Source organism: Kitasatospora sp. NPDC057223 (genome assembly GCF_042669755.1).
GTDB lineage: Bacteria > Actinomycetota > Actinomycetes > Streptomycetales > Streptomycetaceae > Kitasatospora.
This window is the reverse complement of sequence record NZ_JBHUWW010000021.1, coordinates 1-26,655: the sequence shown is the minus strand read 5'-3', so window position 1 is coordinate 26,655 and position 26,655 is coordinate 1. Positions and strand designations below refer to the sequence as shown.

Sequence of the window (26,655 nt, the reverse complement as noted above, 5' to 3'; positions counted from 1 at the left end):
CTGCTCACCGTCCGGCCCGCTCCGTCGTGAGCACATGCGTTCGGGCGACCCTCGTGAGCAGCAACGATCCTTGGGGCGCCCGGGTTCCCAGGGCCTATTTCGATTCCATCGCCGGACTGCGAGACCGACCTGCGATCCAGCGGGCCACCCCGCTGGACGACCTTCAGTCCCAGATATCGGACACCCAGGGCCACCCTGTGTGCCAAAAGAGCGGCGAATGACCGGATCGCCATGTGAAGAAATTCACGAAGTTTCTCGCCCGGCCCCGCGCGCGCCGCGGCCCCGGGCGCCCAACAGGCGCTCCGGGGCCGAAAACGTAAGACCTGCCGGGCAGGGGAACCCCTGACAAGCCACGGACCGCACCGGGCCGCACCGCGGCCCCGGGCGAGCCGTCAGGCGATGCTCCAGGCGATGCCGTCCAGGATGTCGTGCTCGCTGACCACGACCTCGGCCGCACCCGTCCGCGTCATGATCTCCAGCAGCTCCAGCGCCCCGGCCGCGATCACGTCGACCCGCCCCGGGTGCATCGAGGGGATGGCCGCCCGCTCCGCGTGCGTGGAGGCCAGCAGCCGCCCGGCGATCTCCGCGACGTCGTCCCGGGAGATCCGCGAGTGGTGGATCCGCTCCGAGTCGTACACGGGCAGCTCCAGCGCGATCGCCGACATCGTGGTCACGGTGCCGGCCAGGCCGACCAGGGTGGCCGCGCCGTTCAGCGGCACCACCTCGGCGGCCCTGTCCAGCTCGGCCCGGATGTGCGCCTTCGCGGCGGAGATCTGGCCCAGCGTCGGCAGCTCGGCCCCGGCGAAGTGCCGCTCGGTCAGCCGTACGCAGCCGATGTCCACCGACCGGGCGGCCTGCACGTCGTCCGTACCGAGGACGAACTCGGTCGATCCGCCGCCCAGATCGAACACCAGGTAGGGGGACGGGAACTGACCGCCGGTGAGCTCCTTCGTGGCACCGGTGAAGGAGAGCTGCGCCTCCTCCTCCCCGCTGACCACCTCGGGGGCGACGCCCAGGACGGCGCGGACGCCCTCCGTGTACTCGTCGCTGTTCTCCGCGTCCCGCGAGGCGCTGGTGGCCACGAAGCGGATCCGCTCGGGGGCGACGCCGTGCTCGGCGATCACCCCGGCGTACTCGCGGCAGGCCTCGAACGTCCGCTCCAACGCCTCGGGGGCGAGCCGGCCGGTGCGGTCGACGCCCTGGCCGAGCCGGTTGACGATCATCCGGCGGTCGAGGTCGGTGATCTCGCCCGTCTCCGGGTCGAGGTCGGCGACCAGCAGGCGGATCGAGTTGGTGCCGCAGTCGATCGCGGCGACCCGGGTGCTGCTCATCGGCCCTCCTCCTCGGCCGCGCGCTTCTTCGCGGCGCGTTCGGCGGCCAGCTGCTCCTTGGCCGCGATCACGGCGGCGTGGTCCTCGGCGGTGGCCCGCTTCTGGGCGACGGCCGCCGCGCTCTCGGCCACCTCGGCGGCGGAGACGCAGGGGCCCTTGGCCCACCAGTCCTCCAGCATGCCGATCGCCTCGTCGCCGAGCGGGTTGACGCCCGGGCCGGCCGCCAGCGAGTGGCCGACCAGCACGTGCAGGCACTTCACCCGGTCCGGCATGCCGCCGGCGCTGGGGAAGCCCTCCAGCACCTCGATCGCGTCGCGGCGGGCGATGTAGTCCTCGTGCGCCTTCTGGTAGGCGGCGGCGAGCTCCGGGTCCTCGGCGAGCCGGGCCGTCTGCTCCTTCATCACGCCGTCCGCCTCCAGGGTGCCGATCAGCGAGGCGGCCTTGGGGCAGGTCAGGTAGTAGAGGGTCGGGAACGGCGTGCCGTCCGCGAGCCGGGGAGCCGTCTCGACGACGTCCGGGTTGCCGCAGGGGCAGCGGTGGGCGACCCCGCGCAGTCCGCGCGGGACGCGGCCGAGCTGGGCGGCGATGGCCGCGACGTCGGCGTCGGCGACGCCGGGGGCGGAGGGGGTGTTCTCAGTGGTCATGGGGAGCTGTCTCTAGCGGGGGCGGGGGCGGGGGCAACAACGGGGGCAAGGGCGGTGGTGCCGGCGGGCGCGGCGTCGGCGGCGTCGACGGAGTCCCAGACGCTCGCGTACCAGGGCTTGGCGGGCGTCGCCGGGCCGGCGGCCGCCGAACCGGGCGGGGCGCCGGCGGCCGGACCGGCCGAGGCCTTGGCGGCCGCCGTCGGGTCCACCGAGATGTACGGGGTCTCCCCCGGCATCGCGTAGTGCAGCCGGGCCCGCGCCTGCGCCTTGACGAACTCAGGGTCCTGCCAGCGGGCCTTCTCCCGGCGGAGTTCCTCGACCTGCTGCCTGGCGTGTTCGGCCCTGGCCCGCTGGGCGGAGATCTCGGAGCGCTGGGAGATGAACTGCCGGGTGGGATAGGCGAGGATCGCCACCAGCGAGCAGAGCACCAGGACGAGGACGGTCGCCCGGCTCGTGAAGCGCGGACGCCCCGCGAAGCCCGGAATCTTCCAGCCTGCCATGTCCCGTCACCCCTCCTGGTCGCGCCGGTGCCCCGGCCTCCACCCTACGGGGTGGGAGCCGGGGCACCGGTCAGGCAGGCGATGCGGCGGGGACTCGGCCCCCGCGGCGGGCTCAGCCCTCGTGCTTGAAGCGCGGGAACGCGCCGCGGCCCGCGTACTCGGCGGCGTCGTCGAGGATCTCCTCGATGCGCAGCAGCTGGTTGTACTTGGCGACGCGCTCGGAGCGGGCCGGGGCGCCGGTCTTGATCTGGCCGCAGTTGGTGGCGACGGCGAGGTCGGCGATGGTGACGTCCTCGGTCTCGCCGGAGCGGTGCGACATCATGCAGCGGTAGCCGTTGCGCTGGGCCAGCTCGACGGCGTCCAGGGTCTCGGTGAGCGAACCGATCTGGTTGACCTTGACCAGCAGCGCGTTGGCGGTGCCGGTCTCGATGCCCTTGGCGAGGCGGACGGGGTTGGTGACGAACAGGTCGTCACCGACCAGCTGGACCTTGTCGCCGAGCTTGACGGTCATGGCCTTCCAGCCGTCCCAGTCCTGCTCGTCCAGCGGGTCCTCGATCGAGACCAGCGGGTACGAGGCGACCAGGTCGGCGTAGTAGTCGATGAGCTCGGCCGAGGTGAGGCCCTTGCCCTCGAACTGGTAGGCGCCGTCCTTGTAGAACTCGGAGGCGGCGACGTCCAGCGCCAGCGCGACGTCCTTGCCGGGCACGTAGCCGGCCTTCTTGATGGCCTCGACGATGAGGTCGAGCGCCTCGCGGTTGCTGTCCAGGTTCGGGGCGAAGCCGCCCTCGTCGCCCAGGCCGGTGGAGAGGCCGCGCTCCTTCAGCACGCCCTTGAGCGTGTGGTAGACCTCGACGCCCCAGCGGACGGCCTCGGAGAAGGACTCCGCACCGATCGGAGCGATCATGAACTCCTGGATGTCGACGTTGGAGTCCGCGTGCGAGCCGCCGTTGAGGATGTTCATCATCGGGACGGGCAGGACGTGCGCGTTCGGGCCGCCCAGGTAGCGGAACAGCGGCAGGTCCGAGGCCTCGGAGGCGGCGTGCGCGACGGCGAGCGAGACGCCGAGGATGGCGTTGGCGCCGAGCGAGGACTTGTCCGGGGTGGCGTCCAGGTCGAGCATGGCCTGGTCGATCAGGCGCTGCTCGGTGGCGTCGTAGCCGACCAGCTCCGGGCCGATCTGCTCGATGACGGCGAGGACGGCCTTCTCGACGCCCTTGCCGAAGTAGCGGTTCTTGTCACCGTCACGCAGCTCCAGCGCCTCGAAGGCGCCGGTCGAGGCACCGGACGGGACGGCGGCGCGGCCGGTGCTGCCGTCATCGAGACCGACCTCGACCTCGACCGTGGGGTTGCCACGCGAGTCGAGAATCTCACGGGCTACGACGACATCAATGGACGGCACGAGGCATCTCCTAGTGGAAGCAGGTACCCGCGGACTGTTGTGGTGTCTGCGGATGATTGCGGAGTCGTTACGACCAGAGCCTAACCGCCCGGGCTCGCAGGGCCACGTCGACCTACGTCCCGTCTCAGCGTGTGACCGCGCTACTCGCCGGTAGTTCACCTGGATGCCCGACGGATTGCACCCAGAGACGAGCGAAAGGGGCCGTACCGGACAAGCACGGCACGGCCCCGCCGCTCGCGGCTCAGCCGAGGTTCAGCACCTGGCCGGGAATGATGAGGTCGGGGTCGGCGCCGACGACGGAGCGGTTCCCGTCGTAGAGCGCGCCCCAGCCGCCGGCCACGCCCTGGGCGCCGGCGATGGTGCCGAGGGTGTCCCCGGGCCGGACGGTGTAGGCGGCCGGACCGGCCGGGGCCGCGGCAGGGGCGGCGGCAGGGGCGGCCTGCGCGGTACGGGCCGCGGGCGCGAACTGCTCGTAGACGCTCTGGTGGCTGGTCCAGTACCAGTCGCCGTTGTCCTGGTACCAGAACACCTTGTCGTCGGCGTCCCAGCCGGCCCGGCCGCCGAAGTCGGGGGCCCGGCCCGCCTCCTCGTCCGGATCCGCCGCGCTCTGCTGGGCGGGCTTCGACGGGGCCTGCGGCTGGGCCGCCTTGGGCTGCGCCGCCTTCGGCGCGGTCGCGGCGGCCGGCCGGAAGTCGGAGGAGGAGTCGGACGAGGAGTCGGCGGTGTCGGCCTGGGCGGCCGGGCCGCCCTTCGCCAGACCGGCCTTGCGCGAGCAGACCGGCCAGGCGCCCGGCCCCTGCGAGGCGAGGACCTTCTCCGCGACGGCGATCTGCTGGCCCTTGCTGGCCTGGTGCGCCTGGGCGGCGTACGCGCCGCCGCCGAAGGACTTCCAGGTGCTCTGGCTGAACTGCAGTCCGCCGTAGTACCCGTTGCCGGAGTTGATGCTCCAGTTCCCGCCGCTCTCGCACTGGGCGACCTTGTCCCAGACGGAGACCGGCGCGGCCTGGGCGCCGGTGGCGGCGAGGAGCGGCATCGCGAGGCCTACGCCGGCCACGCCCGCTACGGCGATGACCTTCTCGGCCTGGGTACGACGACGGTGACGACCGTTACCAACGAACAGCATGAGGATGTCCCTCTCCGCACGCCTGCGAGGTGAGCTGTCGGGTTCGGACCGGAGATGGCCCGGCCACGTCGGGCGGAAGGTTTCTTCCCGCCTCGGTGGCTTCACCCCAAGCCGTGGGGAAACGGCAGAAAATCGTGGGTCCCCCGCCCCTGCCCGAGGGTCTGGTCGGTTTCCCGGATGTGCGGCGGGCAGGACTCGGCGTTCCGCACTCGGGGCTCGCAGCTGCGAACTGCAGGGAGAGTAGACAGATCCTCACATCAATCACAAGCTCATATCGCAGACATCACGCGGAAATTACGACAGCCCCTGTTTCGTCCACTAACCACGCCCATATGTCCGCATTGATGCGCCTTCTGACCACCTGTGATCAGACATGTTCGACACGCCGTCAGAGTGTCGCGGCCGGATCCGGCACCTCTCCCGAAGCCTCCTCGGGCGTGAATTCGACCGGAAGCGCGCGCAGCCCACGCATGATCAGGCCACCCCGCCAGCGCAACTCCGCCGGGTCCGCGGCGAGCCGCAGGTCGGGCAGCCGGGTCAGCAGGGTGGCGAGCGCGGCCTGCCCCTCCAGCCGGGCCAGCGGCGCGCCGATGCAGTAGTGGATACCGTGGCCGAAGCCCAGGTGCGGGTTGTCCTTGCGGGCGAGGTCGAGCACGTTCTCGTCCGCGAACCGCGCCGGGTCGCGGTCGGCCGCCGCCAGCACCACCAGGACGGGATCGCCCACCGGGATGTCCACGCCGCCGATCGACAGCGGCCGGGTGGCGAACCGCCAGGTGGCCATCTCCACCGGCCCGTCGTACCGCAGCAGCTCCTCCACCGCGGTGCCGAGCAGCGCGGTCTCCCCCGCCGCCACCGACTCCTGCAGCAGCGCCCGCTGCTCCGGGTGCCCGAGCAGGGCGTACAGGCCGTTGCCGATCAGGTTCACGGTCGTCTCGAAGCCCGCGAAGAGCAGGATGAAGGCCATCGCCGCGGCCTCGTTCTCGTTCAGGTGCTCGCCGTGGTCGCTGGCCCGGATCAGCCCCGAGATCAGGTCGTCACCGAGGTCCGCCCGCTTGCGGTGGATCAGCTCCAGCAGGTAGGCGCGCATCCGCTTCACCGCGCGGGCCACCCCGCCGCGCGGGCCGCCGCCGTGCCGGATCATCATGCCCGCCCAGTCCCGGAAGTCGTCCTGGTCCTCCGGCGGCACCCCCAGCAGGTCGCAGATCGCGTAGATGGGGAGCGGGAAGGCGAACTCGTGGATCAGGTCGGCCGAGCCGCGCGCCGCGAAGGAGTCGATCAGCCGGTCGGTCAGCTGCTGCACCCTCGGCTCGAACTCGGCGACCCGGCGCGGCGTGAACGCCTTGGAGACCAGCCGCCGCAGGCGGGTGTGGTCCGGCGGGTCGATGTTCAGCAGGTGCGTCATCAGGTCCGCGCTGCGCTCGCCCGGGATGCCGACCCGGCCCGTCCGGTGGGCCTGCTCGCTGTGGTGGGCCGGATTCTTGGACAGCCGGCCGTCGGCCAGCGCCTGCCGGGCGTCCGCGTACCGGGTGACCAGCCAGGCGTCCACCCCGCTCGGCAACGTGGTGCGGTGCACGGGCGCGTGCTCGCGCAGCCACGCGTACGCGGGGTACGGGTCGGCGGCGAACTCCCACGTGAACAGCGGGGGCTGGGCGTCCGGACGGGTGTTCGGGCAGGCGTCCGGACGGGTGTCCGACTGGGCGTCCGGGCCGGCGGGCGGCTGGGTGGCATACGGCTGATCAGGCATGTCCCGACGGTATCCGGTGGCCAGGAGGCGTGAGCCTGGTCACCTGGTGGGTAATCCCTGTTGCGGAGGGTCGTGACGTGCCTACGATCCTCCGACATGTCTTTGGTGGGCGCCGGTGCGGAGTCGCCCACAGAGGAGGAGCGCGCCATGCGGGTAGCCGGGGCAGTGGTGGTCATCGCGGTACTCGACGGCGGTTCGGGGGCCGATCTGGCCCGCCGGTTCACCGCCGCCGGAGCCGCCGGAGTGCTCATCGCCGACCAGCACCCCAACCGGGCCGAGGACCTCGCGGCCGAGCTGGACCGCCCGGGCTGCCCCGTGGTCGGCGTGTGCGGCGACATCCACCGCCCGAGCGACGTGGCCGCCCTGGTGGACACCGCGGAGAAGCACCTCGGCCGGATCGACCTGTTCTGCGTGGCCGGCCCGGACGGCGAGCGGATCGTCCCGCTCGCCGACCTCCTCGACCTCCCCGACCAGCTCGGCCGCCTCGCCGAGCTGCTCGCCCTCGTCGGCGAGGCGATCAGCGAGGTCATCCCGCAGCAGCGCCGCTCCGCCGACCGGGCACAGGTCGCCTGACCTCCGGTCAGTCCGTGCCCAGGCCCTCCGCCACCCGCACCTCGCGGCGGTAGCCGCGCGCCGCCGCCCGGAGTGCGGCGTCCACGTCCACGCCCGCGTCGTGCGCCCGCTGCGCCAGCGCGAGCAGCAGCACGCCCGCCGACTCCGCGGTCAGCTCCGCCGGCAGCTCGTACGGCGCGTCCGGCACGCCGGTGAAGCCCGCCCGGCGCACCCGGGAGACCAGCTTCGCCGCGTACGCCAGCGCCGGCAGCCCGGCCGGCACGCCGTCCAGGACCGACTCGCGCTGCTTCTCGGCGGCCTTCAGCTGCTCCCAGTTCGCCTCGACCTCGGCCGATCCCCCGGCCTCGACGTCGCCGAACACGTGCGGGTGGCGGTACATCAGCTTCTCGACGATGTCCCCCGCCACGTCGTCGACGGAGAACGGGTCCTCCGGGTGCTCCTCGGCGATCCGGGAGTGGAAGAACACCTGTAGCAGGACGTCGCCGAGCTCCTCTCGGAGCGTCTCCCGATCGCCCTCCTCGATCGCCTCGACCAGCTCGAAGGACTCCTCGACCAGGTACTTCACCAGCGACTCGTGGGTCTGCTCGGCGTCCCAGGGGCAGCCGCCGGGCGAACGCAGCCGGTCCATCACCGAGGCCAGGTCGAGCAGCCGCGCGCCCGGCAGGTCGTACGAGCCGGGCAGCAGCTCGATCTCCGGCACCGCCCCCGCCTCCTCGACGGCGAGCCTGGCCAGTGCGTCCGTCAGCCCAGGATCGCCGTCCGGACTGCCCAGCCAGACGGTGACCGGCCGGTCGCCGCCGACCAGCAGGCGGGCCAGCGCCGGAGCCGTCCCGCGCTCGACGAGCTCCACCTCGACACCCGCCTGGCGCACCGCCGGCAGCTGCGGGTGCGCCTCGTCCGCCGCGAGCACCCGGTCGGCGCCGCGCAGCGCCTCCCAGGCCGGCCAGGAGAGCAGGCCGGGGGCGACCCGGTGGGTGGTGGTGAGCAGGATCAGCTTCGGGGCGGGTGCAGAAGTGGTCACGCTCCGAACCTACCTGCCCCGGCGCCTCGCCCGGGACGGCGTCCGGGGCGAGGCCCGGGACGGTGCAGCCCCGGGGCCCGTCAGCGAACCAGCGCGGTACCGCCGGGCGGATCGGGCAGCAGGGCCACCTGCTGCACGTCCCACCTGCCGTACCGGGGGCTGACCCGGACGTGCAGCGCCAGCGCGGCGTCCGCGAGCGCCCGGCGCACCGCCGCGTCCCCCGCCTCCGTCCCCGCGTCCAGTCCCTGCGCGGCCGCGAGGCGGCGGATGCCCGCCTGCTGCCGGTAGTACGTGTCGATGCCCTCCGCCGGGACGCCCCGGCGGGCCAGCACCCGGGCGAGCTGCGCCGCACCGCCCGCCGCCGCCTGGTCCGCCGCGCGGGCCCCCGCCACCTCGCCGGCCGTCACCCGCAGGCCGCGGTCCGCCAGCGCCCGGGCCACCAGCGCGTCCCGGACGAGTTCGGACAGGGCCCGCCGGGCCAGCCCGTCGGCATCCGCCCCCGCGCCGGTGCCGGCGTCACCCGACGGCCCGGCAGCCGCCGTACGCAGCCCGGCGGCCCGCGCCTGCACGGTGGCGAGGCTGATCCGCTCACCGCCGACCAGCGCCGCCGCCCCCGGTTGAACGGCCCCGCCGCAGGAGGTGAGGAGCACGGCGGGGCACAGCAGGACGCCTGCGAGGGCGGTTCGGCGGTTCATCCCGGCCCTCCCTGGCGGTGCGGACGGCAGCTCTGCTGGACCCTCCCGAGACTAGGCCGCCGCCCGCCCGGCAGCGAGGACCCTGCGCCGAACGGGGAGGCGCGCGGCGCGGATCGCTCTCAGCGGCCGGGCGGGTACGGGCTGCCCGTGCCCGGGGCCGGCCAGCCGCCCGAGCGGGGGTCGAAGGCGGGCGGGGCGGCAGGTGCGGGCGGGGTGGCGGGCGGCTGCGGGTGGGTCCGGACGGCCGGGTGGCCGGTGCCGCTGCCCGTCCGGTGCTGCTGGAGCTGGTCGAGGCTCTGCCGCAGGCGGCGGACGGCCTCGTGGTGCGGGCCGAGCAGCCGTTCGCGGTCGAGGAGCAGCTGGAGCAGCCACTCCCAGCCGCCCTCGGTGTCGCCGCCGGCCGCCCGCAGCAGCCCGATCCGCTCGCGGATGTCGTGGAGGCGCCCCGGGTCGGGGTCGAGTCCGGCGTCGAGCCGGGCCGAGTGGGCGGTGAGCAGCGCGTGGTACTCCGCGAGCGCCTCCGCGCCCTGGCCGAGCTGCTCCAGGCACTCCGCCGCCCGGTAGCGGTGGTCCAGCCCCTGCGGACCGTGCGGACCGCCCTCGGCGGCGGCGGCCAGCAGCCGGTACTCCGGCAGCGCGTCCCGGAAGCGGCGTTCCTTCAGCAGGGTGCGGGCGTAGATGGTGCCGATGGTGCCGACCAGCGGGGCGCTCGCCCCGCGCTCGGCGCGGGCACGGGGCAGCAGCCGCGCCGCCAGGTCGATGACCTCGGCGTGGCGCTTCGCGGCGACCAGGTCGGAGAGTTCGGCGCAGGCGAGGGTCAGGTCGCCGGCCTGCTGCGGCCGGGGCGGGGACGGGGCAGGCGGCAGGTACGGGACGGGATGCGGGTACGGAGCGGGTGTGGACGCGGCGGGGACGGGCTCGGCGGACACGGCGCTCATCAGCAGCGGCCTGGGCTCCGGCCACGCCGCTGCGGGCGCCGGCGCGAACGGCCCGGCGGCGGGGGCGGCCCGGTCGACGGGCGCGGGCGCGGGCTGGGGGTGGTGCGGGAAGCGGAAGGGGCGCGTGGGGTCGGGCACCGCGCCGTACCGGGGCTGTGGTCCGCCCTCGCCCGGCGGGAGCAGCGGCAGCAGTCGCGCGTGCACCTGCTGGGCGTCGGCGGGGCGGTCGGCGGGCTGCTTCGCGAGCAGGTCCAGGACCAGGGCCTCCAGCACGGCGGGCACGTCCGGGCGCAGCTCGCGCAGCGGCACCGGCGGCTCGTCGACGTGCCGGCGCAGCACCCCGAGCGCGGTCGGGGCACGGAACGGCTCCTCGCCGCAGAGCATCTCGTGCAGCATGCAGCCCAGCGCGTACAGGTCGCTGCGGGCGTCGGCGGTCGCGGCGAGGGCCTGTTCCGGAGCCATGTAGGGCGGGCTCCCGACCAGGTCGCCGGTGAGGGTGAGCCGGGTGGCCCCGTCCTCCAGCGCGGTGGCGATGCCGAGGTCGAGCAGGATCACCCGGCCGTCGTCGCGGACCATCACGTTGCTGGGCTTGAGATCCCGGTGGACCACCGGCACGGCGTGGACGACGGCCAGCGCGGCGCAGACCTGGGCCGCGACCGCCACCGCACCCGCCACCGGCAGCGGCGCCTCCTCGGCGATCAGGTCGGCCAGGCTGACACCGGGGACGCGCTGCATGACGAGGTACAGCTCGCCGCCGTCCTCACCGGCGTCGAAGACGGTGACCAGGCCGGGGTGGTCCAGCGCGGCGGTGATCCGGCACTCCCGCAGGAAGCGCCGGCGCAGCTCGTCGCCCCGGCTGCGCCGCTGCGGCTCGGCGGTGCCGGCCGGCAGCAGCCGGTCGGGGTGCAGGAGTTTGACGGCGACCCGGCGGTCCAGCCGCTCGTCGTACGCCGCCCAGACCTGGCCCATGCCGCCGTGCCCGATCTTCTCCGCCAGCCGGTAGCGGCCGCCGATCACGCGGGCGGCCGGCGGGCGGCCGCCCGCGGCGCGTGCTGCGGTCACGGCCGGCCCTGCTCGGCCTGACGGCGCAGCAGTTCACCGAGTTCCTGCAGATCGTCAGCGGGGTTCGTCGCGGCGGGCCGCAGGGCCGGCCCGGGCGGGAAGGCGGGCGCCTGCGGCGCGGGGGTCTGCGGCGCAGGGGCCTGCGGCGCCTCGTACCGGGCCAGCAGGGGGAAGGCGTCGGGCGCGGCCGGCGGGGAGGGCACCACCGGCATCGCGCCGGCGGTGGGCGCGGTCGCCGTGTACCAGTCGGACCGGACAGGCTGTACGGGCGGTACGGGCGGTACGGGCCGGTCATGAGCCGGTACGCGCTGCGCCCCGGCGGCCCAGACCACCCGCCAGTCCATCGCCAGGAAGTGCAGGGGCGATCCGAGCCAGCACAGCACCATGGCGACCATTCCGGTGGTGTCGGCCGTGCTGTGGCCGCTCTTCGAGCTCCCGGCCACGACGGCGCTGACCACGTACACCCCGAACAGCACGATGAAGAGGACGGCGCCGGCCACGTCGTACGCCCGCCTGCGCCGCACCGCGAGCACCAGCGACGGGACCATGCAGAGCAGTCCGGCCGTCAGCAGTGGCGCCAGGCAGCAGAGCACCTTCCCTGCCACCCCGTACGGGCCTGCGGGCTTCCGGTACGCACCACCGGGCGTGGGCGGACCGGGCGGCGGCCCGTACCGGCCGGGGTAGTGCCCTGCCATCTGTACTCCTGAGCGGGTGGTGACGGTGGGTCGGTGGGGCGTTCACGCCCCCGCACACGCTACCGCCACCGGCCGACGGCCCGGAGGGCTTCCCGCCCTACGGGGCGGACGGCCCCCCGCGACCGGCCTCACTGTTCGCCGGGTTCGAGCGCCAGGGTGCCGTCCGCCAGACCGTCCGTCAGGCCCTGGGACAGTGCCCGCCCGAGGGCGGCCGCCTGGTGCAGCGCAGCGTCGAACGCGGCGATCCGGGCGAAGGCCGCGCCGAGCAGGCGCTGCCGGGCGAGCGGCAGCCGGGCCAGTTCGACCCGGCGGATGTCCAGCCGGGCGGTGGTGGACGCGTGGCTGGCGGCCCGGCGGGTCAGACCGGTCGAACGGAGCTGTCCGGCCAGGAACTCCGGGTCGAGCAGGGCCTGGTCCGGCCGCAGCAGGTGCAGCTGGCGCCCGAGGGCGGCGCCCTCCAGCGGGCCGCCGGCGTGCACCACCCGGGCGGCGCCGCCGAGGGCCGGCACCAGGACGTCACCCGCGCGGGTGAGGACGGGTGCGTCCGCGGCGCCGTCGAGCACCGCGCCGGGGGTACCGCCCTCGACCACGTCCTGGTCGGTCAGCACGGGGGTGCCGGCCGCGCCGTCGGCGGCCGGGCGGGCCGGCACGCCGGGCCCGGAGGAGAAGACCTCCAGGGCGCCGCTCCGGACCAGCTCGCCGACGGTGACCACGGCCGGGGCAGGGGCTTCGGACGGCTCCGGTCGTGCCACCCCGGGCAGCACGGCATCCGGCTCGGCCAGCGGGCCCAGCAGTTCGGCCAGCCGTCCGCGCAGGTGGGCGAGCGCCGCCGCGCCGCCCGCCGGCGCCGCGGGCGGGACGTGGCGGGCCGGCGACAGGTCGGTCTCGTCGTCGAGCAGGTCGATCGCGGCCACCACCCGGTGCACCCCGGGCCGGTCGGCGGGCAGCGGCTGCCCGGCCCCGGCCGCCAGGTCGAACCCGCGCCAGGCCGTCACCACGGTGGCCCGCAGGTCGGCCCAGTCGACCCGCTCCCGGCCGCCCTCGCCGGCCGGCCGGCCTGCGGCGGCGTCCAGCAGCAGCACCTGGCGGAAGTCGTCGCCCGGGGCCGGCCGGCGCAGCACCCACAGGTGCAGCGGCACGCCGTACGGCGGGGCCGCGCCGGCCGGCAGCGCGATCACGGCCCGCAGCGCGCCCGAGCGCAGCAGCTCCGCGCGCACCCGGCGCCCGGCCCGGCGGGAGGCGACCGTGGGCGGCAGCAGCAGCGCGGCCAGCCCGCCGGGGCGGGTGTGCGACAGGCAGTGCAGCACCCAGGCGAGTTCGGACTCGCCGCGCGGCGGCACCTGCCCGGCGGGCCAGCGGGAGTCGTACTGCAACTCGTCGTGGCCCCAGTCCCGCTCGTTGTACGGGGGCTGGCAGAGCACCGCGTCCGCGGTGAGGCCGGGGTGGGCGTCGGCCCGCAGCGAGTCGCCGGCCCGCAGGTCGAGCGGGAGCGGGCCGGCCTCGGCGGCCGGGGCGTGCAGGGCGAGGCGGAGCAGCGCGAGGGCGGCGACGACCGGGTCGGCGTCCTGCCCGTACCGGCCGGTGGCCGGGGGCAGTGCGAGCAGGACGGCGGCCAGGCCGACGGCCGGGTCCAGCACGGTGGCCGGTTCTCCCGCCACGGCGGCCAGCAGTTCGGCGGCCTCCGGCGGGGTCGGGCTGAGCTGGCGGGTGTTGGCCTCGGCATGCCGGGTCAGCACCTGCTCGTAGGCGGCGGCCGGGCCGTGTTCGGCGGCGAGCCGGGCCAGCAGCCGGACGAGGTCCAGGTAGGTGCTGCCGAGCAGGCCGGGCAGGCCCAGCCGGGCCGCGCCGTCGGCGCCGAAAGTCTGCACGGCGAGCCGGGCGAGGGCCCTCGGCAGGGCGGTGGCGAGGCGGGTGTCGGACTCCCCGGCCAGGGCCTGCCAGGCCTGCGGCTCGCGGTGCAGGAGCAGCAGGAAGGCCCCGGCCGGCACCAGCGGTGCGGCCGGGTGGCCCGCCGGGTCGCGGAGGGTCTCCAGCTGTTGCCAGGCCCGTTCCAGGAGGGGCAGTTCGGCGATCTTGCCCTGGCCCTGCAGCCAGCTCTCGACGTCGGCGAGGGCGAAGGTCGGGCTGCTGTCGCTGCCGCCGACCGGACGCGGGAAGTCCGGGTGGCGGCGCCGCCAGTTGCTGACGGCCGCCCGGCCGACCCCGGCGAGTCTGGCGATCTCGACGGCGGTCACCTCGGGGCGGTCCGGCATGGGGGCTCCTTCGCTGCGGCTGTCGCGGTGACCGGCGCCCGGCCATGTGACCACACAGCATAGCCAGCGTGAACTCGGTGGACGTTCACACGTGAACAGAGCCATTTGATGATTCACCGTTGACAATGTTCACAGCGAATGGTGTGATCTACCCATCGCTTCCAGCGGCAGCCGCCGCGAACGAGGCCCCGCAGAAACCGGAGACCGTCATGTCCCTCGCCACCACGACCCGCCGCCGCTCCGCCGCCCTCCTCCTCGGCGCCGCACTCGTCACCCTCACCGCCACCGCCTGCAACCCCGGGGCCACCGTCACCACCGACGCGAAGCAGACGTCCGCCGCCTCCGCCCCGGCCGCCGGCGACGCCGCCGGGCCCGCGGCCGGAACCCCGAAGGCCGAGGCCGCGAAGGCCCCCGCAGCCGCCAAGGTCGGCGACACGATCGCGCTCAAGGGCATGGAGAAGGGCAACACCGCCGACGTCACCGCGGTGAAGATCGTCGACAACGCGGACAGCGGCAACGAGTACCTGAAGCCCGCCGACGGCAAGCGCTACGTCGCGGTGCAGTTCCAGATCAAGGCCACCGGCACCCAGGCCTACAGCGACTCCCCGCTGGGCAGTGCGAAGGTGGTGGACACCGAAGGCCAGTCCTACGGCCCGACCTTCGGCGACACCACCGCCGGCCCGAGCTTCCAGACCCCCACCAACATCGCCCCCGGCGAGAGCGGCAAGGGCTTCGTCACCTTCGAGGTCCCCGTCGCCGCCAAGCTCGACAAGGTCCAGTTCGGCCTGGACAGCGGCTTCGCCGACCAGACCGGCCAGTGGAAGATCGGCTGAACGCCCCCGTCCACCGGGCGCCGGCAGTGCCCGGCCCCGCGACGGTCAGCGGGTCAGAGGTGTTCCCGGCCGACAGCCGGCCCGGCCGCGAGAAACGTCCGGGCCCCGGCCCGTACGGCCGCCCAGTCCGTGACGGGTGTACGCGTACGGGCCCGGTCCGCCCGAGCCGCCCGGTCCCGGTGCTCACGGCGGAGCCGCTCCGGGTCGAGATCCACGCCGGGCAGCCCGCCGACGGCCTCCACGGCGGCCACCCGCCCCTCCATCGCCGCCAGCAGGGCCCGGTCCAGCTCCGTGACGGCCGCCGTCAGCGCGCTGGTCGCCATGGTCAGCCGGCCGGTCGCCGGCGCCGCGAACCCGATCTCGTGCCCGGGCTCATGCGCCCACGTGACGGTGATCCGGTCGGTACCGTCGGAGGTCGTCCGCCACCAGCGCAGCTGCGGGGCGTTGACCAGCGGGCCCATGTACATCGTGCGCCTCGCGTGCCAGTCGGCGGCCGCCTCGGTCTCCGCGCCGATGTCCTCGTCGTCCCAGACCGGGCTGCCGGCGAGATCGCTCGACACGAACCGCACCAGGTCCGGCGGCACCGGCTCCATCACGTCCGCCAGGATCTCCAGGACGTCCTCCCAGATCCGGACCACGAAGTAGTCGACGTACGGACGCTCCTCGACGCCGTACTCCTCACGCCACCGCCGCAGCGTGCGGTCCGAGTAGCGCAGCAGCTCGTGGCCGCCCAGCTCGATCCAGTACCACCCCTGCGTCAACGCGAACCAGTGCAGTGTGGGGCGGCGCGCGTCGCCCCACGGCCGGACGTCCTCCAGGGCCCGCAGGTCGAACCGGAACCGCAGCTCGCCGCCCACGCCCTCCCCCTTCACCCCGATGACGCTGTCACCGTACTGCCGGGTGGCGAAGGCCCTCTCACCGCATGGACCCGGGCGGTCAGCGGTAGTAGCCCTCGACCACGGCCCGTACCTCGTCCAGCAGTGCAGGGCCGTCCTGCGGCACGGGCCGGCGGCCGCTGCCGGGCCTGATGTCCAGGAGCTGTTCGTTGGACAGGGCGAACACCACCCGCCGCAGTCCCGCCTGCTGGATCGCCGCCTCGCACATCCCGCAGGGCTGGCAGCTGGTGTACATGATGGTCCCGGCCGCGGTCGCCGCGTCCAGCTCCCGTGCGGCCCACCGGGCGAGCTTGAGTTCCGGGTGGGCGGTGATGTCCCGGTCGGTGAGGGTGGTGTTGTGCTCCTCGGCCAGGACGGTTCCGTCCGGGCCCGACAGCAGTGATCCGAACGGCGGGTTGCCGCCCGCGCGTGCCACGGCGGCGAGCGCGATGGCCCGGCGGAGGAGGGTGTGGTCGTCGGGAGTGGTCATGACGGCTCCGTTCTGGTGCAGGGCGGGTAGAAGTGCGCGGCGACGGTGGCGAGTGCCTGCCAGGCCGCCTGCGGGTGGAGGGTCTCGTCGGGGTCGCCGCCGTAGGGGTCGAGGACGACGGTCCCGGCGCCCAGCAGCCGCAGTTGTTCGAGGTCGTCCATGATCTGGTCGATCGTGCCCTCGCCGGCCAGCCGGGCCGGGCCGCCGACGGGTGCCGCGGTGGGCCTGAGCGCGATCCGGGGGGCCAGTGCGGGCACGGGGAGCTGCTGCTCGTCCGCGGCGGCCCGCAGTCGGCCCGCGGCTTCGCGCAGCCACGGCACGGTGCACCGCAGCGGGTGCCAGGCGTCGCCGAGCCGGACGGCCCGCCGAAGCCCGGCCTCGCTATTGCCGCCGACCCAGAGCGGGATCCTCCGGTCGCCGTAGGAGGCGGTGTCCGTCCAGGCCGCCCGGATGTCCCGCAGGTGGTCGTCGGTCAGTCGTCCCCGCTGTTCGAACGGGATGCCGAGGGCGGCGAACTCCTGCCGTGCCCAGCCCACCCCCACGCCCAGGACCAGCCGGCCGCCGCTGAGCTGGTCCAGGTTGGCGGCCATCCGGGCGGTGAGCAGCGGGTGCCGGTAGGGGGCGATGAGGACGGTCGTGCCGAGCCGGACCCGGGTGGTGAGGCCGGCCAGCCAGGACAGGGTGGTGAAGGGCTCGTAGAAGGGCGCCGGATACCGTTCGGCGACGTCGGGGGTGATGGCGATGTGGTCCGAGACCATCAGCAGGTCGAAGCCCAGGCCCTCCACCGTCCGGGCCCAGTCCCGCAGGACCCCCGGGTCCGCGCCGGGGCCGAAGTTGAGGATGTTCACGCCGATCTTCACGACTGTGAGCCTAGTGAGGCGGGCCGGGCGGCCAGAAGGGATTCCGGCCTGTTCAGGGCCGGTTCGGCCGTGGATCCGCCGGTAATGTGGGCGGATGACCGAGAGTCTTGACGCGACGGACTGGGCGATCCTGGCGGAGCTCCAGCAGGACGGGCGGATCGCGTTCACGGAGTTGGCACGGCGGGTGAACCTGAGCGCGTCGGCGACGACGGAGCGGGTGCGGCGGCTGGAGGCGGCCGGGGTGATCACCGGGTACCGGGCGGAGGTGGACCTGGAGCGGACCGGGTACGCCGTGCTGGCGGTGGTCCGGCTGAAGTACCCGGGGACCAGGCACGAGCCGTTGCGCCGCCTGCTCTCGGAGCGCCCGGAGATCCTGGAGTGCCTGCGCACCACCGGGGACGACTGCTACGTCCTGAAGGTGGCGGCCACGTCGATGTCCCACCTGGAGGAACTCGTCGACGCACTGGCCCGGTTCGGGAGCACCACCACCAACCCCGTCCTCAGCCGGACCCTGCCGTACCGCGGGCCGCAGGTGCCCCGGGCGGCCACGGCCCGCCCCGGGGCCTGAGGTGAAATCAGGTCGCCCGGCCGGCCCGGGGTGGGCACAATCGCCCGATGGACCCCATCGGCAGGACCGAACCCTCGCGTGTGGCCGGTGAGCGCGAGTCGCTGACCGGCTTCCTGGACTACCAGCGCGAGACGCTGGAGATGAAGTGTGCCGGGCTGAGCGCCGGCCAGTTGCGGGCGCAGGCCGTCGCGCCGTCCGGGATGTCGCTGCTCGGACTGGTCAGGCACCTGGCGGAGGTCGAGCGGGGCTGGTTCCGGAACGGGATGAACGGTGAGGAGGCGCCCAGCTACTGGGGGCGGCTGCCGGACGGCGGCTTCGCCGAGTTCACCGTGGACGAGGCCGACCCGGACGAGGCGTTCGCGGTGTGGCGGGAGGCGTGTGCGCGCTCCCGCGCGATCGTGGACGCCGCGCCGTCGCTGGACGTCCTCGGGCACTACGAGGAGGACGAGTTCACGCTCCGCTACGTCCTGACCCACATGATCGAGGAGTACGCGCGCCACAACGGCCATGCCGACCTGCTGCGCGAGAACATCGACGGCTCCACCGGCGAGTAGCCGCAACGCACGGGCCCGCCGCCCCGCGCGAAGAGGGGGGACGGCGGGCCCGGAGGCCGGACGGGTCAGCGCTTGCCGCCCGCCAGGTCGTCGAACATCGCCGACAGGAACTCGCTGCACCAGGCGAGCAGTTCGCGGCCGACCAGCGGCTTGCCGCCGATCCGCCCGGTGGCCGGGCGGGGCACCAGGATCTGCTGGGCGGTGGCCTTGACCTGGCTGCGCGGGTAGAGGCGGTTCAGGCGCAGCTCCTGGGACTCCCGCAGCTCCACCGGGCCGAACCGGATGTTGGCGCCGGCCAGGGTGATGTCGCCGATGCCGCAGCGCCGCGCGTACAGCCGCAGGGCGGCGACGAGCAGCAGGTTCTCGACGGCCTCGGGCAGCTTGCCGTACCGGTCGGTGAGTTCCTCGCGGACGTGGACGATGTCGTCCTCGGAGTTGACCGCCGCGATCGAGCGGTAGGCCTGCAGCCGCAGCCGCTCGCCGGGGGCGTAGTCGTGCGGGACGTGGGCGTCGACGGGCAGCTCGATCTTGACGTCGAGCGGCTCCTCCTCCGGCTCCGCGCCGCCGCCCGCGAGCGACTCGCGGAACTCGGCGACGGCCTCGCCGACCATCCGCATGTAGAGGTCGAAGCCGACGCCCGCGATGTGCCCGGACTGCTCCCCGCCGAGCAGGTTGCCGGCGCCGCGGATCTCCAGGTCCTTCATGGCGACGTACATGCCGGCGCCCATCTCGGTGTGCTGGGCGATGGTGGCGAGGCGCTCGTGGGCGGTCTCGGTGAGCGGCTTCTCCGGCGGGTAGAGCATGTAGGCGTAGCCGCGTTCGCGGCCGCGGCCGACCCGGCCGCGCAGCTGGTGGAGCTGGGAGAGGCCGAAGGTGTCGCCGCGCTCGACGATCAGGGTGTTGGCGTTGGAGATGTCGATGCCGGACTCGACGATGGTGGTGGAGACCAGGACGTCGAACTCCTTCTCCCAGAAGTCGACGACGACCTTCTCCAGCAGGTTCTCGCCCATCTGGCCGTGCGCGGTGGCGATCCGGGCCTCGGGGACGAGGTCCTTGAGCCGGGCGGCGGCCCTGTCGATCGACTCGACCCGGTTGTGGATGTAGAACACCTGTCCCTCGCGCAGGAGTTCACGCCGGATGGCGGCCGAGATCTGCTTCTCGTCGTACGGGCCGACGAAGGTCAGCACCGGGTGCCGCTCCTCCGGCGGGGTGGTGATGGTGGACATCTCGCGGATGCCGGTGACCGCCATCTCCAGGGTGCGCGGGATCGGGGTGGCCGACATGGTCAGCACGTCGACGTTGGCGCGGAGCTTCTTCAGCTGCTCCTTGTGCTCGACGCCGAAGCGCTGCTCCTCGTCGACGATGACCAGACCGAGGTCCTTGAACCTGGTCTCGGAGGAGAACAGCCGGTGGGTGCCGATGACGACGTCCACCGAGCCCTCGAACAGGCCCTCCAGGACGGCCTTCGCCTCGGCGTCGCTCTGGAACCGGGACAGCGCCTTCACGACGACGGGGAAGTTGGCGTACCGCTCGGCGAAGGTGGAGAAGTGCTGCTGGACGAGCAGCGTGGTCGGCACCAGCACCGCCACCTGCTTGCCGTCCTGCACGGCCTTGAAGGCGGCCCGGACCGCGATCTCGGTCTTGCCGTAGCCGACGTCGCCGCAGATCAGGCGGTCCATCGGGACGGACTTCTCCATGTCCGCCTTGACCTCGGCGATGGTGGTGAGCTGGTCGGGCGTCTCCGCGTACGGGAAGGCGTCCTCCAGCTCGCGCTGCCAGGGGGTGTCGGGGCCGAAGGTGTGGCCGGGGGCGGCCATCCGGGCCGAGTACAGCTTGATCAGGTCGCCGGCGATCTCGCGGACGGCCTTCTTGGCGCGCTGCTTGGTCTTCGCCCAGTCGGCGCCGCCGAGCCGGTGCAGGGTGGGGGCCTCGCCGCCGACGTACTTGGTGACCTGGTCGAGCTGGTCGGTCGGCACGAAGAGGCGGTCGCCGGGGTGGCCGCGCTTGGCGGGGGCGTACTCCAGCACCAGGTACTCGCGGGTCGCGCCCTGGACGGTGCGCTGCACCATCTCGACGTACCGGCCGACGCCGTGCGCCTCGTGGACGACGAAGTCGCCGGCCGCCAGGGCCAGCGGGTCGATGGCGTTGCGGCGGCGGGACGGCATCCGGCGCATGTCCTTGGTGGAGGACTTCTGGCCGGACAGGTCGGTCTCGGTGATGACGGTGAGCTTGAGCGTCTCGTCGACGAAGCCGTGCTCGATCGAGCCGCAGGACACGTACACGACGTCCCGGGTGGGGGCCTCGGAGAGGTCGGCGACCAGGCGGGACGCGATGCCCTCGTTGCCGAGCACCTCGGCGAGCCGGGAGGCCGGGCCGTGGCCCTCCGTCACCATGACGACCCGCCAGTCGGCGGCGAGGCGCTCCTTGGCGTCGGCGATGGCGCGGGCGGTGTCACCCCGGTAGGCCTCCACCGCGTGCATGCCGAGGGTGAGGGTGTTGGTGTCGCTGTACTCATCAGCGGCTCCGCCGCGGGCAAGGACGGAGCTCACGGAGGAGTCGCTGGTGGCGAACGGGCTGACCGACCACCAGGGCAGGCCGATGCCGGCCGCGTGCTCGCGGACGTCGGCGAGCGACCAGAGCGAGGCGGCGGAGACGTCGATCGCCTCGACCTCGATCGGGCGCTCCCCGCCGGCCGCGGCGGCGACCCAGGAGGCGAGCAGGAACTCCTGGCTGGTCGCGACCAGGTCGGCGGCCCGGGTGCGGACCCGCTCGGGGTCGCAGACCACGGTGATGCTGCCGGGCGGCAGGACGTCGAGCAGCAGCTCCATGTCGTCCACCAGGACGGGGGCCAGCGACTCCATGCCCTCCACCGCGATGCCCTGGGCGATCTTGTCGAGGATCTCGCCCAGCTCGGGGTGCGACACCGCCAGCTCGGCGGCCCGCGCCCGGACGGCGTCGGTCAGCAGCAGCTCGCGGCAGGGCGGCGCCCACAGGCCGTGCTCGGCGATCTCCAGCGAGCGCTGGTCGGCCACCTTGAAGTAGCGGATCTCCTCGACCTCGTCGCCCCAGAACTCCACCCGCAGCGGGTGCTCCTCGGTCGGCGGGAAGACGTCCAGGATGCCGCCGCGGACGGCGAACTCGCCGCGCTTCTCGACGAGTTCGACCCGGGCGTAGGCAGCCGCCGCGAGCCGGCGGGCGACCTCCGACAGGTCGTGCGACCCGCCGCGCCGCAGGGCCACCGGCTCCAGCTCGGCCAGGCCCTTCACCTGCGGCTGGAGCACCGAGCGGACGGGCGCGACGATCACCTGGACGGGCCCGGCCGCCGGGTCGTCGGCCCGCGGGTGGGCGATCCGGCGCAGCACGGCCAGCCGGCGCCCGACGGTGTCCGAGCGCGGCGAGAGGCGCTCGTGCGGCAGCGTCTCCCAGGCGGGGAACTCGGCCACCGCGTCGGCGGGCAGCAGCGAGCGCAGCGAGGCCGCCAGGTCCTCGGCCTCGCGGCCGGTGGCGGTGACCGCGAGGACGGGGCGGCCCCGCTCGTCGGCGGCCTGGCCGGCCAGCGCGCGGGCCAGGGCGGCGACGGCGAACGGGCGGGCGGCGGGCGGGCCGACCAGGTCCAGGTGCTGGCGTGCTCCGGCAGCGGCGCCGGTGGCGGTGGCGGCCTCGATCGCCTCGGCGAGGGCGGCGTCCCGCGCGACGACATCGAGCAGTCCGGTCAGGCTCATGTGGCGTCTCTTCTTCGTCCCGTAGCTGGAGTGCCCTGGCGCCGAAGGGCCGGCCGGGCAACGCGAACGGCCCGGCACGCGATGCGACCGGGGGTCTCCAGCGTACGCCGGACCGCCGACGCTCACGCGGCGCACCCGTCCCGGCACGGCCGGTCGTTCGTTCGTGACAGGTTGATGAATGCCACGAAATGGACATACTCCTGTCACTGGCCGTCCATGGAGATCGCGCAGCATGGTGAATGTGCCCGCCGCACCCAACCGTGGGGGATGGCTGCAGCAGGCACAGTCGCAGCCCGATGGGGGTCGGGATGCGAGGCCGGGCGACCCTGGGTGGGGGCGCCCGCCCAAGCGCCGGGAACCGTGGCGCCCTTTCCTGGAGGGCGCCACGGGTCTCGGCCCCTTCGCTGTCCGGACCGGCCCGAGCCGTCCGGCTCTTTGTGCGAAGCCCGGCGGTGACCCGGCCCGCTCCCTACGCTGTTCGTGAACGCGGTGTTGGGGCTGCCCCGAACCTGGCGTGGGCGGCACGCGATGGAGGGGGGACTTCGTCATGCGCGTGGTCATCGCCGGTCAGGGTTACGTGGGGCTGCCGCTGGCCGTCCGCGCGGCCGAGGTGGGGCACCGGGTCGTCGGGTACGACGTGGACGAGCGGCGGATCAAGCGGCTGGCGGTCGGTGAGTCGTACGTCGAGGACATCCCCGCCGCCCGGCTGCGGCCGCTGCTGGAGAGCGGCGCCTACCTGCCGTCGGCCGACCCGGCGGACGTGGCCGGCTTCGACGTCGCGGTGATCACCGTGCCGACGCCGCTGCGCGACGGCGCCCCCGACCTCTCGTACATCGAGGCCTCGGCCGGGCTGCTGGCCCGGCACCTGCGGCCGGGCGCGACGGTGGTGCTGGAGTCGACCACCTACCCGGGAACGACCGAGGAGCTGGTCGCCCCCCTGCTGGAGGAGGGCTCGGGCCTGACCGCCGGCGCGGACTTCCACCTCGGCTACAGCCCCGAGCGGATCGACCCCGGGAACCCGCACTGGCGGCTGGAGAACACCCCGAAGGTGGTGTCGGGCGTCGACCCGGCGGCGCTCGCCGCGGTCGAGGCCTTCTACGGGCAGCTGGTGGAGCGGACGGTGCCGGTGTCCTCCTGCAAGGAGGCCGAGCTGACCAAGCTGCTGGAGAACACCTTCCGGCATGTGAACATCGCGCTGGTCAACGAGCTGGCGATGTTCGCGCACGACCTCGGCATCGACGTCTGGGAGGCGATCGACGCCGCCTCCACCAAGCCGTTCGGCTACCTGCGGTTCACCCCGGGTCCCGGGGTGGGCGGGCACTGCCTGCCGATCGACCCGTCCTACCTCTCCTGGCGGGTGGAGCGGGCGCTCGGACAGTCGTTCCGCTTCGTCGAGCTGGCGAACGACGTGAACAGCCACATGCCCGACTACGTGGTGCGCCGGCTCGCGGAGGCCCTGAACGAACGGCAGCGCTCGGTCAAGGGCTCCCGGGTGCTGCTGCTCGGGCTCGCGTACAAGAAGAACACCGGCGACGCCCGCGAGACCCCGGCCGCCCGGATCGCCGAACTGCTGACCCGGATGGGCGCCGAGGTCCGGGCCGCCGACCCGCACGTGGTGGTCGGGGTGCACGCCCCGGAGCCCGTCGTCCCGGGCCAGCGGGCACCCGAGCACGACCTGCACGGCGACCCCTTCGCCGCCGTCCGGCGGGTGGAGGCGACACCGCAGGAGCTCGCCGGGGCCGACGCCGTGGTGCTGCTCGCCGACCACGACGAGTTCGACTACGACGCCGTGGCGACGCACTCCCGGTACGTCCTGGACTGCCGGCGGCGGCTGACCGGCGGGACGGTCGAGGTGCTGTAGCCCCGCCGGCCGCCGGGTGCCGAGGTCAGGTACGGCGGTGGACGGTGTGGGGCGTGGCGTAGTCGGAGCCGTCGTCCACGATGACGATCTTCGGGATGATCCGGGTCTCCACCTCCGGAGGAGCCGCCGCCTGCTCCGGCGCGGCGGCCGGCCTCGGCGGGGCGCCGGGAGCGGGCACCGGGGGCACGGCGGGAGCCGGGGCGGGCGGTACGGGCGCCGGCGGGGCGGCGGACACCGGCCCGGGGACGAAGTCGGGCACGGGAGCCGGCCCGGGGGCGGCCGGCACGGTGATGCGCAGGACGGTGGTGGCGTCGGACGGCGCCACGTCGGCGTCACCGGCCACGGCGTCACCGGGCACGGCGTGAGCGGGCACGGCATCGGCGACCACGGCGATCTCGCCGGTGTCCGCGTCCGGGTCGACCGGCGGGGCGATCGCGGCCGGCTTCGCGTCCACCGGCGTCTGGTCGGGCTCGATCGCGCCGACCGCCGCACCGGTGAGCGAGGCCAGCGTGCCCTTGATGTGGTCCAGGTGCTGCTGCACCACCTCGTGGCGGGCGGCGGACTCGGCCTGCTCCTTCTCGCTCGCCGCGTTGATCGCCTGCGCCTCCCGGCGGGCCTTGTCGATCAGCTGGTCGGCCTTGGCCTGTGCCTCCGCGTCGGACTGCTTGACCTGGCCGATCACCGTCTCGCGGTACTGCTCGGCCTCCTTGAGCCGGCGCTCGGCCGTCACCGCGACGGCGGCGTCCTTCGCCTCCTCCTCGGCCACGGCGGCGGCGAAGGCCTCGTCCGCGCTGCGGCGCAGCTCGGCCAGCCTCGCCTCGGCCCGCTCGGAGGCCTCGGCGGCGGCGACCCGCACTCCGGCGGCGTACGCGGTGGCGGCGTCCCGGACCCCGCGGGCCTCGCGGTCGGCCTCGCCGCGCAGCTTCTCGGCCTCGGCGCGGGTGCGTTCCTCGCTGCGCCGGGTGGCCTGGTCGGCCTCGGCCCGGACGGCGGTGGCGTACTCCTTGGCCGCACGGGCCAGGGCCTGGCCCGCCTCGTAGACCTCGTCGCGGGTGTCCTCGGCGAAGCGTTCGGCGGCCTCGCGCACGGCGCGGGCCTCGTTATCGGCGCTGACGGCCAGGCCGGCGGCCTGCTCGCTGAGCAGCGCGTAGTCGGGTTCGGGTGCGTCGGCGGCGGCCTCGACGAACTCGGCGAGCCGCTTCTCCATCTCGCGCAGGCCCGCACCGAGGACGCTCAGCCGCTCCCACGACTCGTCCCGCTGCGCGGTCAGCGCTGACAGGGTGCGGTCGACCTGCTCGGGCGCGTAGCCACGCCGGGCAGCGGTGAAGCCGTACTGGGAGACGGCATCGCTCATGGGCTCTTCCCCTCGTGTCACGGGCTGCGGCGCCCGGAGCCGGGCCGGCTCGGAACATGGACGCCCGGGCGCGGACGCCGGACGCGGACGCTTCTGGACATGGTGCGGGAACCGGCCCGGATAGGCCCATCCTCTTGACCTATTTTGCGCAGATCGTGGCGAAACCCCAACGAGGCTCCGCCGTACCGACCCGCCCGAGGGGTCGCCCTGCCGACCGCGACGACCCCTCCCACCTGCGGCGATCCCTCAGAGCAGACCGTCCCAGAACTGTTCGAGGAGGACCGCCCACCACGTGTCCGCCGACTGCAGCGCGGCCGGGTCGATCGCGGCCAGCTGCACCTGGAAGTCCGTGGTCCAACGGCCCGCCTGGTCCGGGGTGAGCGAGAACCGCAGCCGCCACATCCGGCCCAGCAGGGCCAGCGAGCGGACGAACTCCGGCACCCCGGTGTTGACGAAGCGGGGCGGCTCGCCGCCGCCCTCCAGGTCGACCGCGACCACGGCCGCCGTGCCGTACTGCACGCACAGCTGGCGTCCGTAGTCGTTGCCGAGCACCAGGTAGCCGCCGAAGTCCGGTCCGCCGTGGATCCCGCGCTCGGCGGCCAGCTCGGCCAGCGTCGGGATCGGGCGGCCCTCCTGTGCCTGGGCCCAGAAGAACGGTCCGAAGTCACGCGGCAGGCCGGCCCACATCAGGGTCTGGGCGACCAGCTCCGGCACGCCCTGCCGGGAGACGGCCCGCTGCTCGAAGCGGAACACGGCCGGTCCGAAGGCCTGGCCCAGCTCCGCCGCCAGCTGCTGCGGCGGGAGCGGCGGCAGCGGCGCGATGCTGCCGGGCGTTGGCGGCGGCACCCGGACGGGGCGCGGGCGCTGCGGGGCGGCGGCCAGCTGGTGCAGCTCGTCCAGGTGGTCCAGCAGGTGGGCCATGCCGGTCTGCCGGGCCTGCTGGTCACGGCCGTAGGCCGCGGTGTGGGTGAGGCGGACGTTCGGCCAGGACGCACGGACCATCCGGGCGCAGTAGCCGCCCGGCAGGTCGCAGGACTCCAGCTCGGTGTAGAGCTCCAGCACCTGCTCCGGCGGCACGTTCAGCCGGCGCAGCTCCTGGAGGATCTTCCACTCGGGGTGCGGGGTGCCCGGCTCACTGCGCTGGAGCAGCTTCTGCTCGGAGCCGTCCGGGGCCCGGTAGCTGAGCGCGGCGAAGTAGCCGGGGCCCACCACCGGGACGCCCGGGACGGGGGCGGGCGGCGCCGGGAGGGGCGCCATCGCGGCGGGTGCGACGGCCGGGCCCGGCGCGCCGGGTGACGCGGCGCCGGGGTAGCCGTAGCCGACCGGTGCCATGCCCGGACCGGGCTGCGGCAGGCCGGGGCCGCCGGGCAGCTGGTCGATCCCGTGGGCGAGCTGGGTCGCCTGGTAGGCGACCGCGGCGCCGGATGCGCCCCCCGGGGCGCCCTGGGGCGTCTGCGGGGCGGGCGGTACCGGCGCGGGCGGGGCGGACTGGTCCGCTCCGGCGCGCAGGCCCGGCGGCGGGGGCGGCGGCGGGGCGCTCGCGCCGCGGCCCGCGCCGCTG

At 74.5% G+C, this 26,655-nt stretch carries 22 protein-coding genes and 1 riboswitch; of the genes, 5 read left to right on the top strand and 17 right to left on the bottom strand.

Annotated features, from left to right (window positions below):
* Positions 1–392: 392 nt before the first annotated feature.
* The 6 genes from ACFUK0_RS11085 to ACFUK0_RS11060 all read right to left on the bottom strand — a co-directional run bounded on the left by ACFUK0_RS11085 (position 393) and on the right by ACFUK0_RS11060 (position 6,741).
* On the bottom strand, positions 393–1,331 hold the full coding sequence (locus tag ACFUK0_RS11085; RefSeq protein ID WP_380248529.1) for an exopolyphosphatase: 939 nt from the start codon (positions 1,329–1,331) through the stop codon (positions 393–395).
* Complete coding sequence (locus ACFUK0_RS11080) at positions 1,328–1,975, bottom strand: DUF501 domain-containing protein (protein ID WP_380248527.1); 648 nt, start codon at positions 1,973–1,975, stop codon at positions 1,328–1,330. The genes ACFUK0_RS11085 and ACFUK0_RS11080 overlap by 4 nt, the downstream gene beginning before the upstream one ends.
* Positions 1,972–2,475: a septum formation initiator family protein gene (locus ACFUK0_RS11075; protein WP_380248525.1), complete on the bottom strand. Its 504-nt coding sequence runs from the start codon at positions 2,473–2,475 to the stop codon at positions 1,972–1,974. Before ACFUK0_RS11075 ends, ACFUK0_RS11080 begins: the two co-directional genes overlap by 4 nt.
* 112 nt (positions 2,476–2,587) lie before the next feature.
* Positions 2,588–3,874, bottom strand: a complete 1,287-nt coding sequence (gene eno, locus ACFUK0_RS11070; protein ID WP_380248523.1) for a phosphopyruvate hydratase — start codon at positions 3,872–3,874, stop codon at positions 2,588–2,590.
* 241 nt (positions 3,875–4,115) lie between these two features.
* A complete protein-coding gene (locus ACFUK0_RS11065) occupies positions 4,116–4,997 on the bottom strand; it encodes a transglycosylase family protein (protein WP_380248521.1) in 882 nt (293 codons plus the stop codon).
* 5 nt (positions 4,998–5,002) lie between these two features.
* Positions 5,003–5,175: riboswitch (cyclic di-AMP (ydaO/yuaA leader) on the bottom strand.
* Positions 5,176–5,385: 210 nt separating this feature from the next.
* The gene (locus tag ACFUK0_RS11060; protein WP_380248519.1) at positions 5,386–6,741 is read right to left on the bottom strand and encodes a cytochrome P450; all 1,356 of its coding nucleotides are present in this window, start codon (positions 6,739–6,741) and stop codon (positions 5,386–5,388) included.
* A gap of 96 nt (positions 6,742–6,837) precedes the next feature.
* Here ACFUK0_RS11060 and ACFUK0_RS11055 point away from each other — a divergent pair, with 96 nt between their 5' ends.
* On the top strand, positions 6,838–7,314 hold the full coding sequence (locus tag ACFUK0_RS11055) for an SDR family NAD(P)-dependent oxidoreductase (protein WP_380248517.1): 477 nt from the start codon (positions 6,838–6,840) through the stop codon (positions 7,312–7,314).
* Between the two features lie 7 nt (positions 7,315–7,321).
* Here ACFUK0_RS11055 and ACFUK0_RS11050 read toward each other — a convergent pair whose 3' ends face one another.
* The 5 genes from ACFUK0_RS11050 to ACFUK0_RS11030 all read right to left on the bottom strand — a co-directional run bounded on the left by ACFUK0_RS11050 (position 7,322) and on the right by ACFUK0_RS11030 (position 13,977).
* Positions 7,322–8,335, bottom strand: a complete 1,014-nt coding sequence (locus ACFUK0_RS11050; protein WP_380248515.1) for a MazG family protein — start codon at positions 8,333–8,335, stop codon at positions 7,322–7,324.
* An 80-nt stretch (positions 8,336–8,415) separates the two neighbouring features.
* Complete coding sequence (locus ACFUK0_RS11045; RefSeq protein WP_380248513.1) at positions 8,416–9,030, bottom strand: SurA N-terminal domain-containing protein; 615 nt, start codon at positions 9,028–9,030, stop codon at positions 8,416–8,418.
* Between the two features lie 119 nt (positions 9,031–9,149).
* On the bottom strand, positions 9,150–11,030 hold the full coding sequence (locus ACFUK0_RS11040; RefSeq protein WP_380248511.1) for a protein kinase: 1,881 nt from the start codon (positions 11,028–11,030) through the stop codon (positions 9,150–9,152).
* Positions 11,027–11,725 carry a hypothetical protein gene (locus ACFUK0_RS11035; protein WP_380248509.1) on the bottom strand — a complete coding sequence of 233 codons (699 nt, stop codon included), beginning with the start codon at positions 11,723–11,725 and terminating at the stop codon, positions 11,027–11,029. Before ACFUK0_RS11035 ends, ACFUK0_RS11040 begins: the two co-directional genes overlap by 4 nt.
* Positions 11,726–11,853: 128 nt before the next feature.
* Positions 11,854–13,977 carry an N-6 DNA methylase gene (locus ACFUK0_RS11030; protein ID WP_380248507.1) on the bottom strand — a complete coding sequence of 708 codons (2,124 nt, stop codon included), beginning with the start codon at positions 13,975–13,977 and terminating at the stop codon, positions 11,854–11,856.
* A gap of 209 nt (positions 13,978–14,186) precedes the next feature.
* On the opposite strand from ACFUK0_RS11030, the gene ACFUK0_RS11025 reads away from it, so the two are divergent.
* A complete protein-coding gene (locus ACFUK0_RS11025; RefSeq protein ID WP_380248505.1) occupies positions 14,187–14,810 on the top strand; it encodes a DUF4352 domain-containing protein in 624 nt (207 codons plus the stop codon).
* A 53-nt stretch (positions 14,811–14,863) separates the two neighbouring features.
* On the opposite strand, the gene ACFUK0_RS11020 is transcribed toward ACFUK0_RS11025, so the two are convergent.
* The 3 genes from ACFUK0_RS11020 to ACFUK0_RS11010 form a co-directional block, all read right to left on the bottom strand.
* A complete protein-coding gene (locus tag ACFUK0_RS11020) occupies positions 14,864–15,682 on the bottom strand; it encodes a DUF5984 family protein (protein WP_380248503.1) in 819 nt (272 codons plus the stop codon).
* A gap of 64 nt (positions 15,683–15,746) precedes the next feature.
* Positions 15,747–16,175, bottom strand: a complete 429-nt coding sequence (locus ACFUK0_RS11015) for a nucleoside deaminase (protein WP_380248501.1) — start codon at positions 16,173–16,175, stop codon at positions 15,747–15,749.
* Positions 16,172–17,035, bottom strand: a complete 864-nt coding sequence (locus ACFUK0_RS11010) for a TIGR03619 family F420-dependent LLM class oxidoreductase (RefSeq protein WP_380248499.1) — start codon at positions 17,033–17,035, stop codon at positions 16,172–16,174. Before ACFUK0_RS11010 ends, ACFUK0_RS11015 begins: the two co-directional genes overlap by 4 nt.
* A gap of 94 nt (positions 17,036–17,129) precedes the next feature.
* Here ACFUK0_RS11010 and ACFUK0_RS11005 point away from each other — a divergent pair, with 94 nt between their 5' ends.
* Together ACFUK0_RS11005 and ACFUK0_RS11000 are read left to right on the top strand one after the other, a co-directional pair.
* The gene (locus ACFUK0_RS11005) at positions 17,130–17,603 is read left to right on the top strand and encodes an Lrp/AsnC family transcriptional regulator (protein WP_380248497.1); all 474 of its coding nucleotides are present in this window, start codon (positions 17,130–17,132) and stop codon (positions 17,601–17,603) included.
* 47 nt (positions 17,604–17,650) lie between these two features.
* Entirely contained in the window at positions 17,651–18,157 is a 507-nt protein-coding gene (locus tag ACFUK0_RS11000) for a DinB family protein (RefSeq protein ID WP_380248495.1), read from the top strand.
* Positions 18,158–18,222: 65 nt separating this feature from the next.
* Here ACFUK0_RS11000 and mfd read toward each other — a convergent pair whose 3' ends face one another.
* The gene (mfd, locus tag ACFUK0_RS10995; RefSeq protein WP_380248493.1) at positions 18,223–21,879 is read right to left on the bottom strand and encodes a transcription-repair coupling factor; all 3,657 of its coding nucleotides are present in this window, start codon (positions 21,877–21,879) and stop codon (positions 18,223–18,225) included.
* Between the two features lie 547 nt (positions 21,880–22,426).
* Between mfd and ACFUK0_RS10990 the strand changes: the two genes are divergently transcribed.
* Positions 22,427–23,740, top strand: coding sequence for a nucleotide sugar dehydrogenase (locus ACFUK0_RS10990; protein ID WP_380248491.1), 1,314 nt, complete (start codon positions 22,427–22,429; stop codon positions 23,738–23,740).
* A gap of 25 nt (positions 23,741–23,765) precedes the next feature.
* Here ACFUK0_RS10990 and ACFUK0_RS10985 read toward each other — a convergent pair whose 3' ends face one another.
* Together ACFUK0_RS10985 and ACFUK0_RS10980 are read right to left on the bottom strand one after the other, a co-directional pair.
* Positions 23,766–25,094, bottom strand: a complete 1,329-nt coding sequence (locus ACFUK0_RS10985; RefSeq protein WP_380248489.1) for a hypothetical protein — start codon at positions 25,092–25,094, stop codon at positions 23,766–23,768.
* A gap of 246 nt (positions 25,095–25,340) precedes the next feature.
* The coding region (locus tag ACFUK0_RS10980) for an SUKH-4 family immunity protein (RefSeq protein ID WP_380248487.1) at positions 25,341–26,655 on the bottom strand (1,315 nt) is incomplete at its 5' end.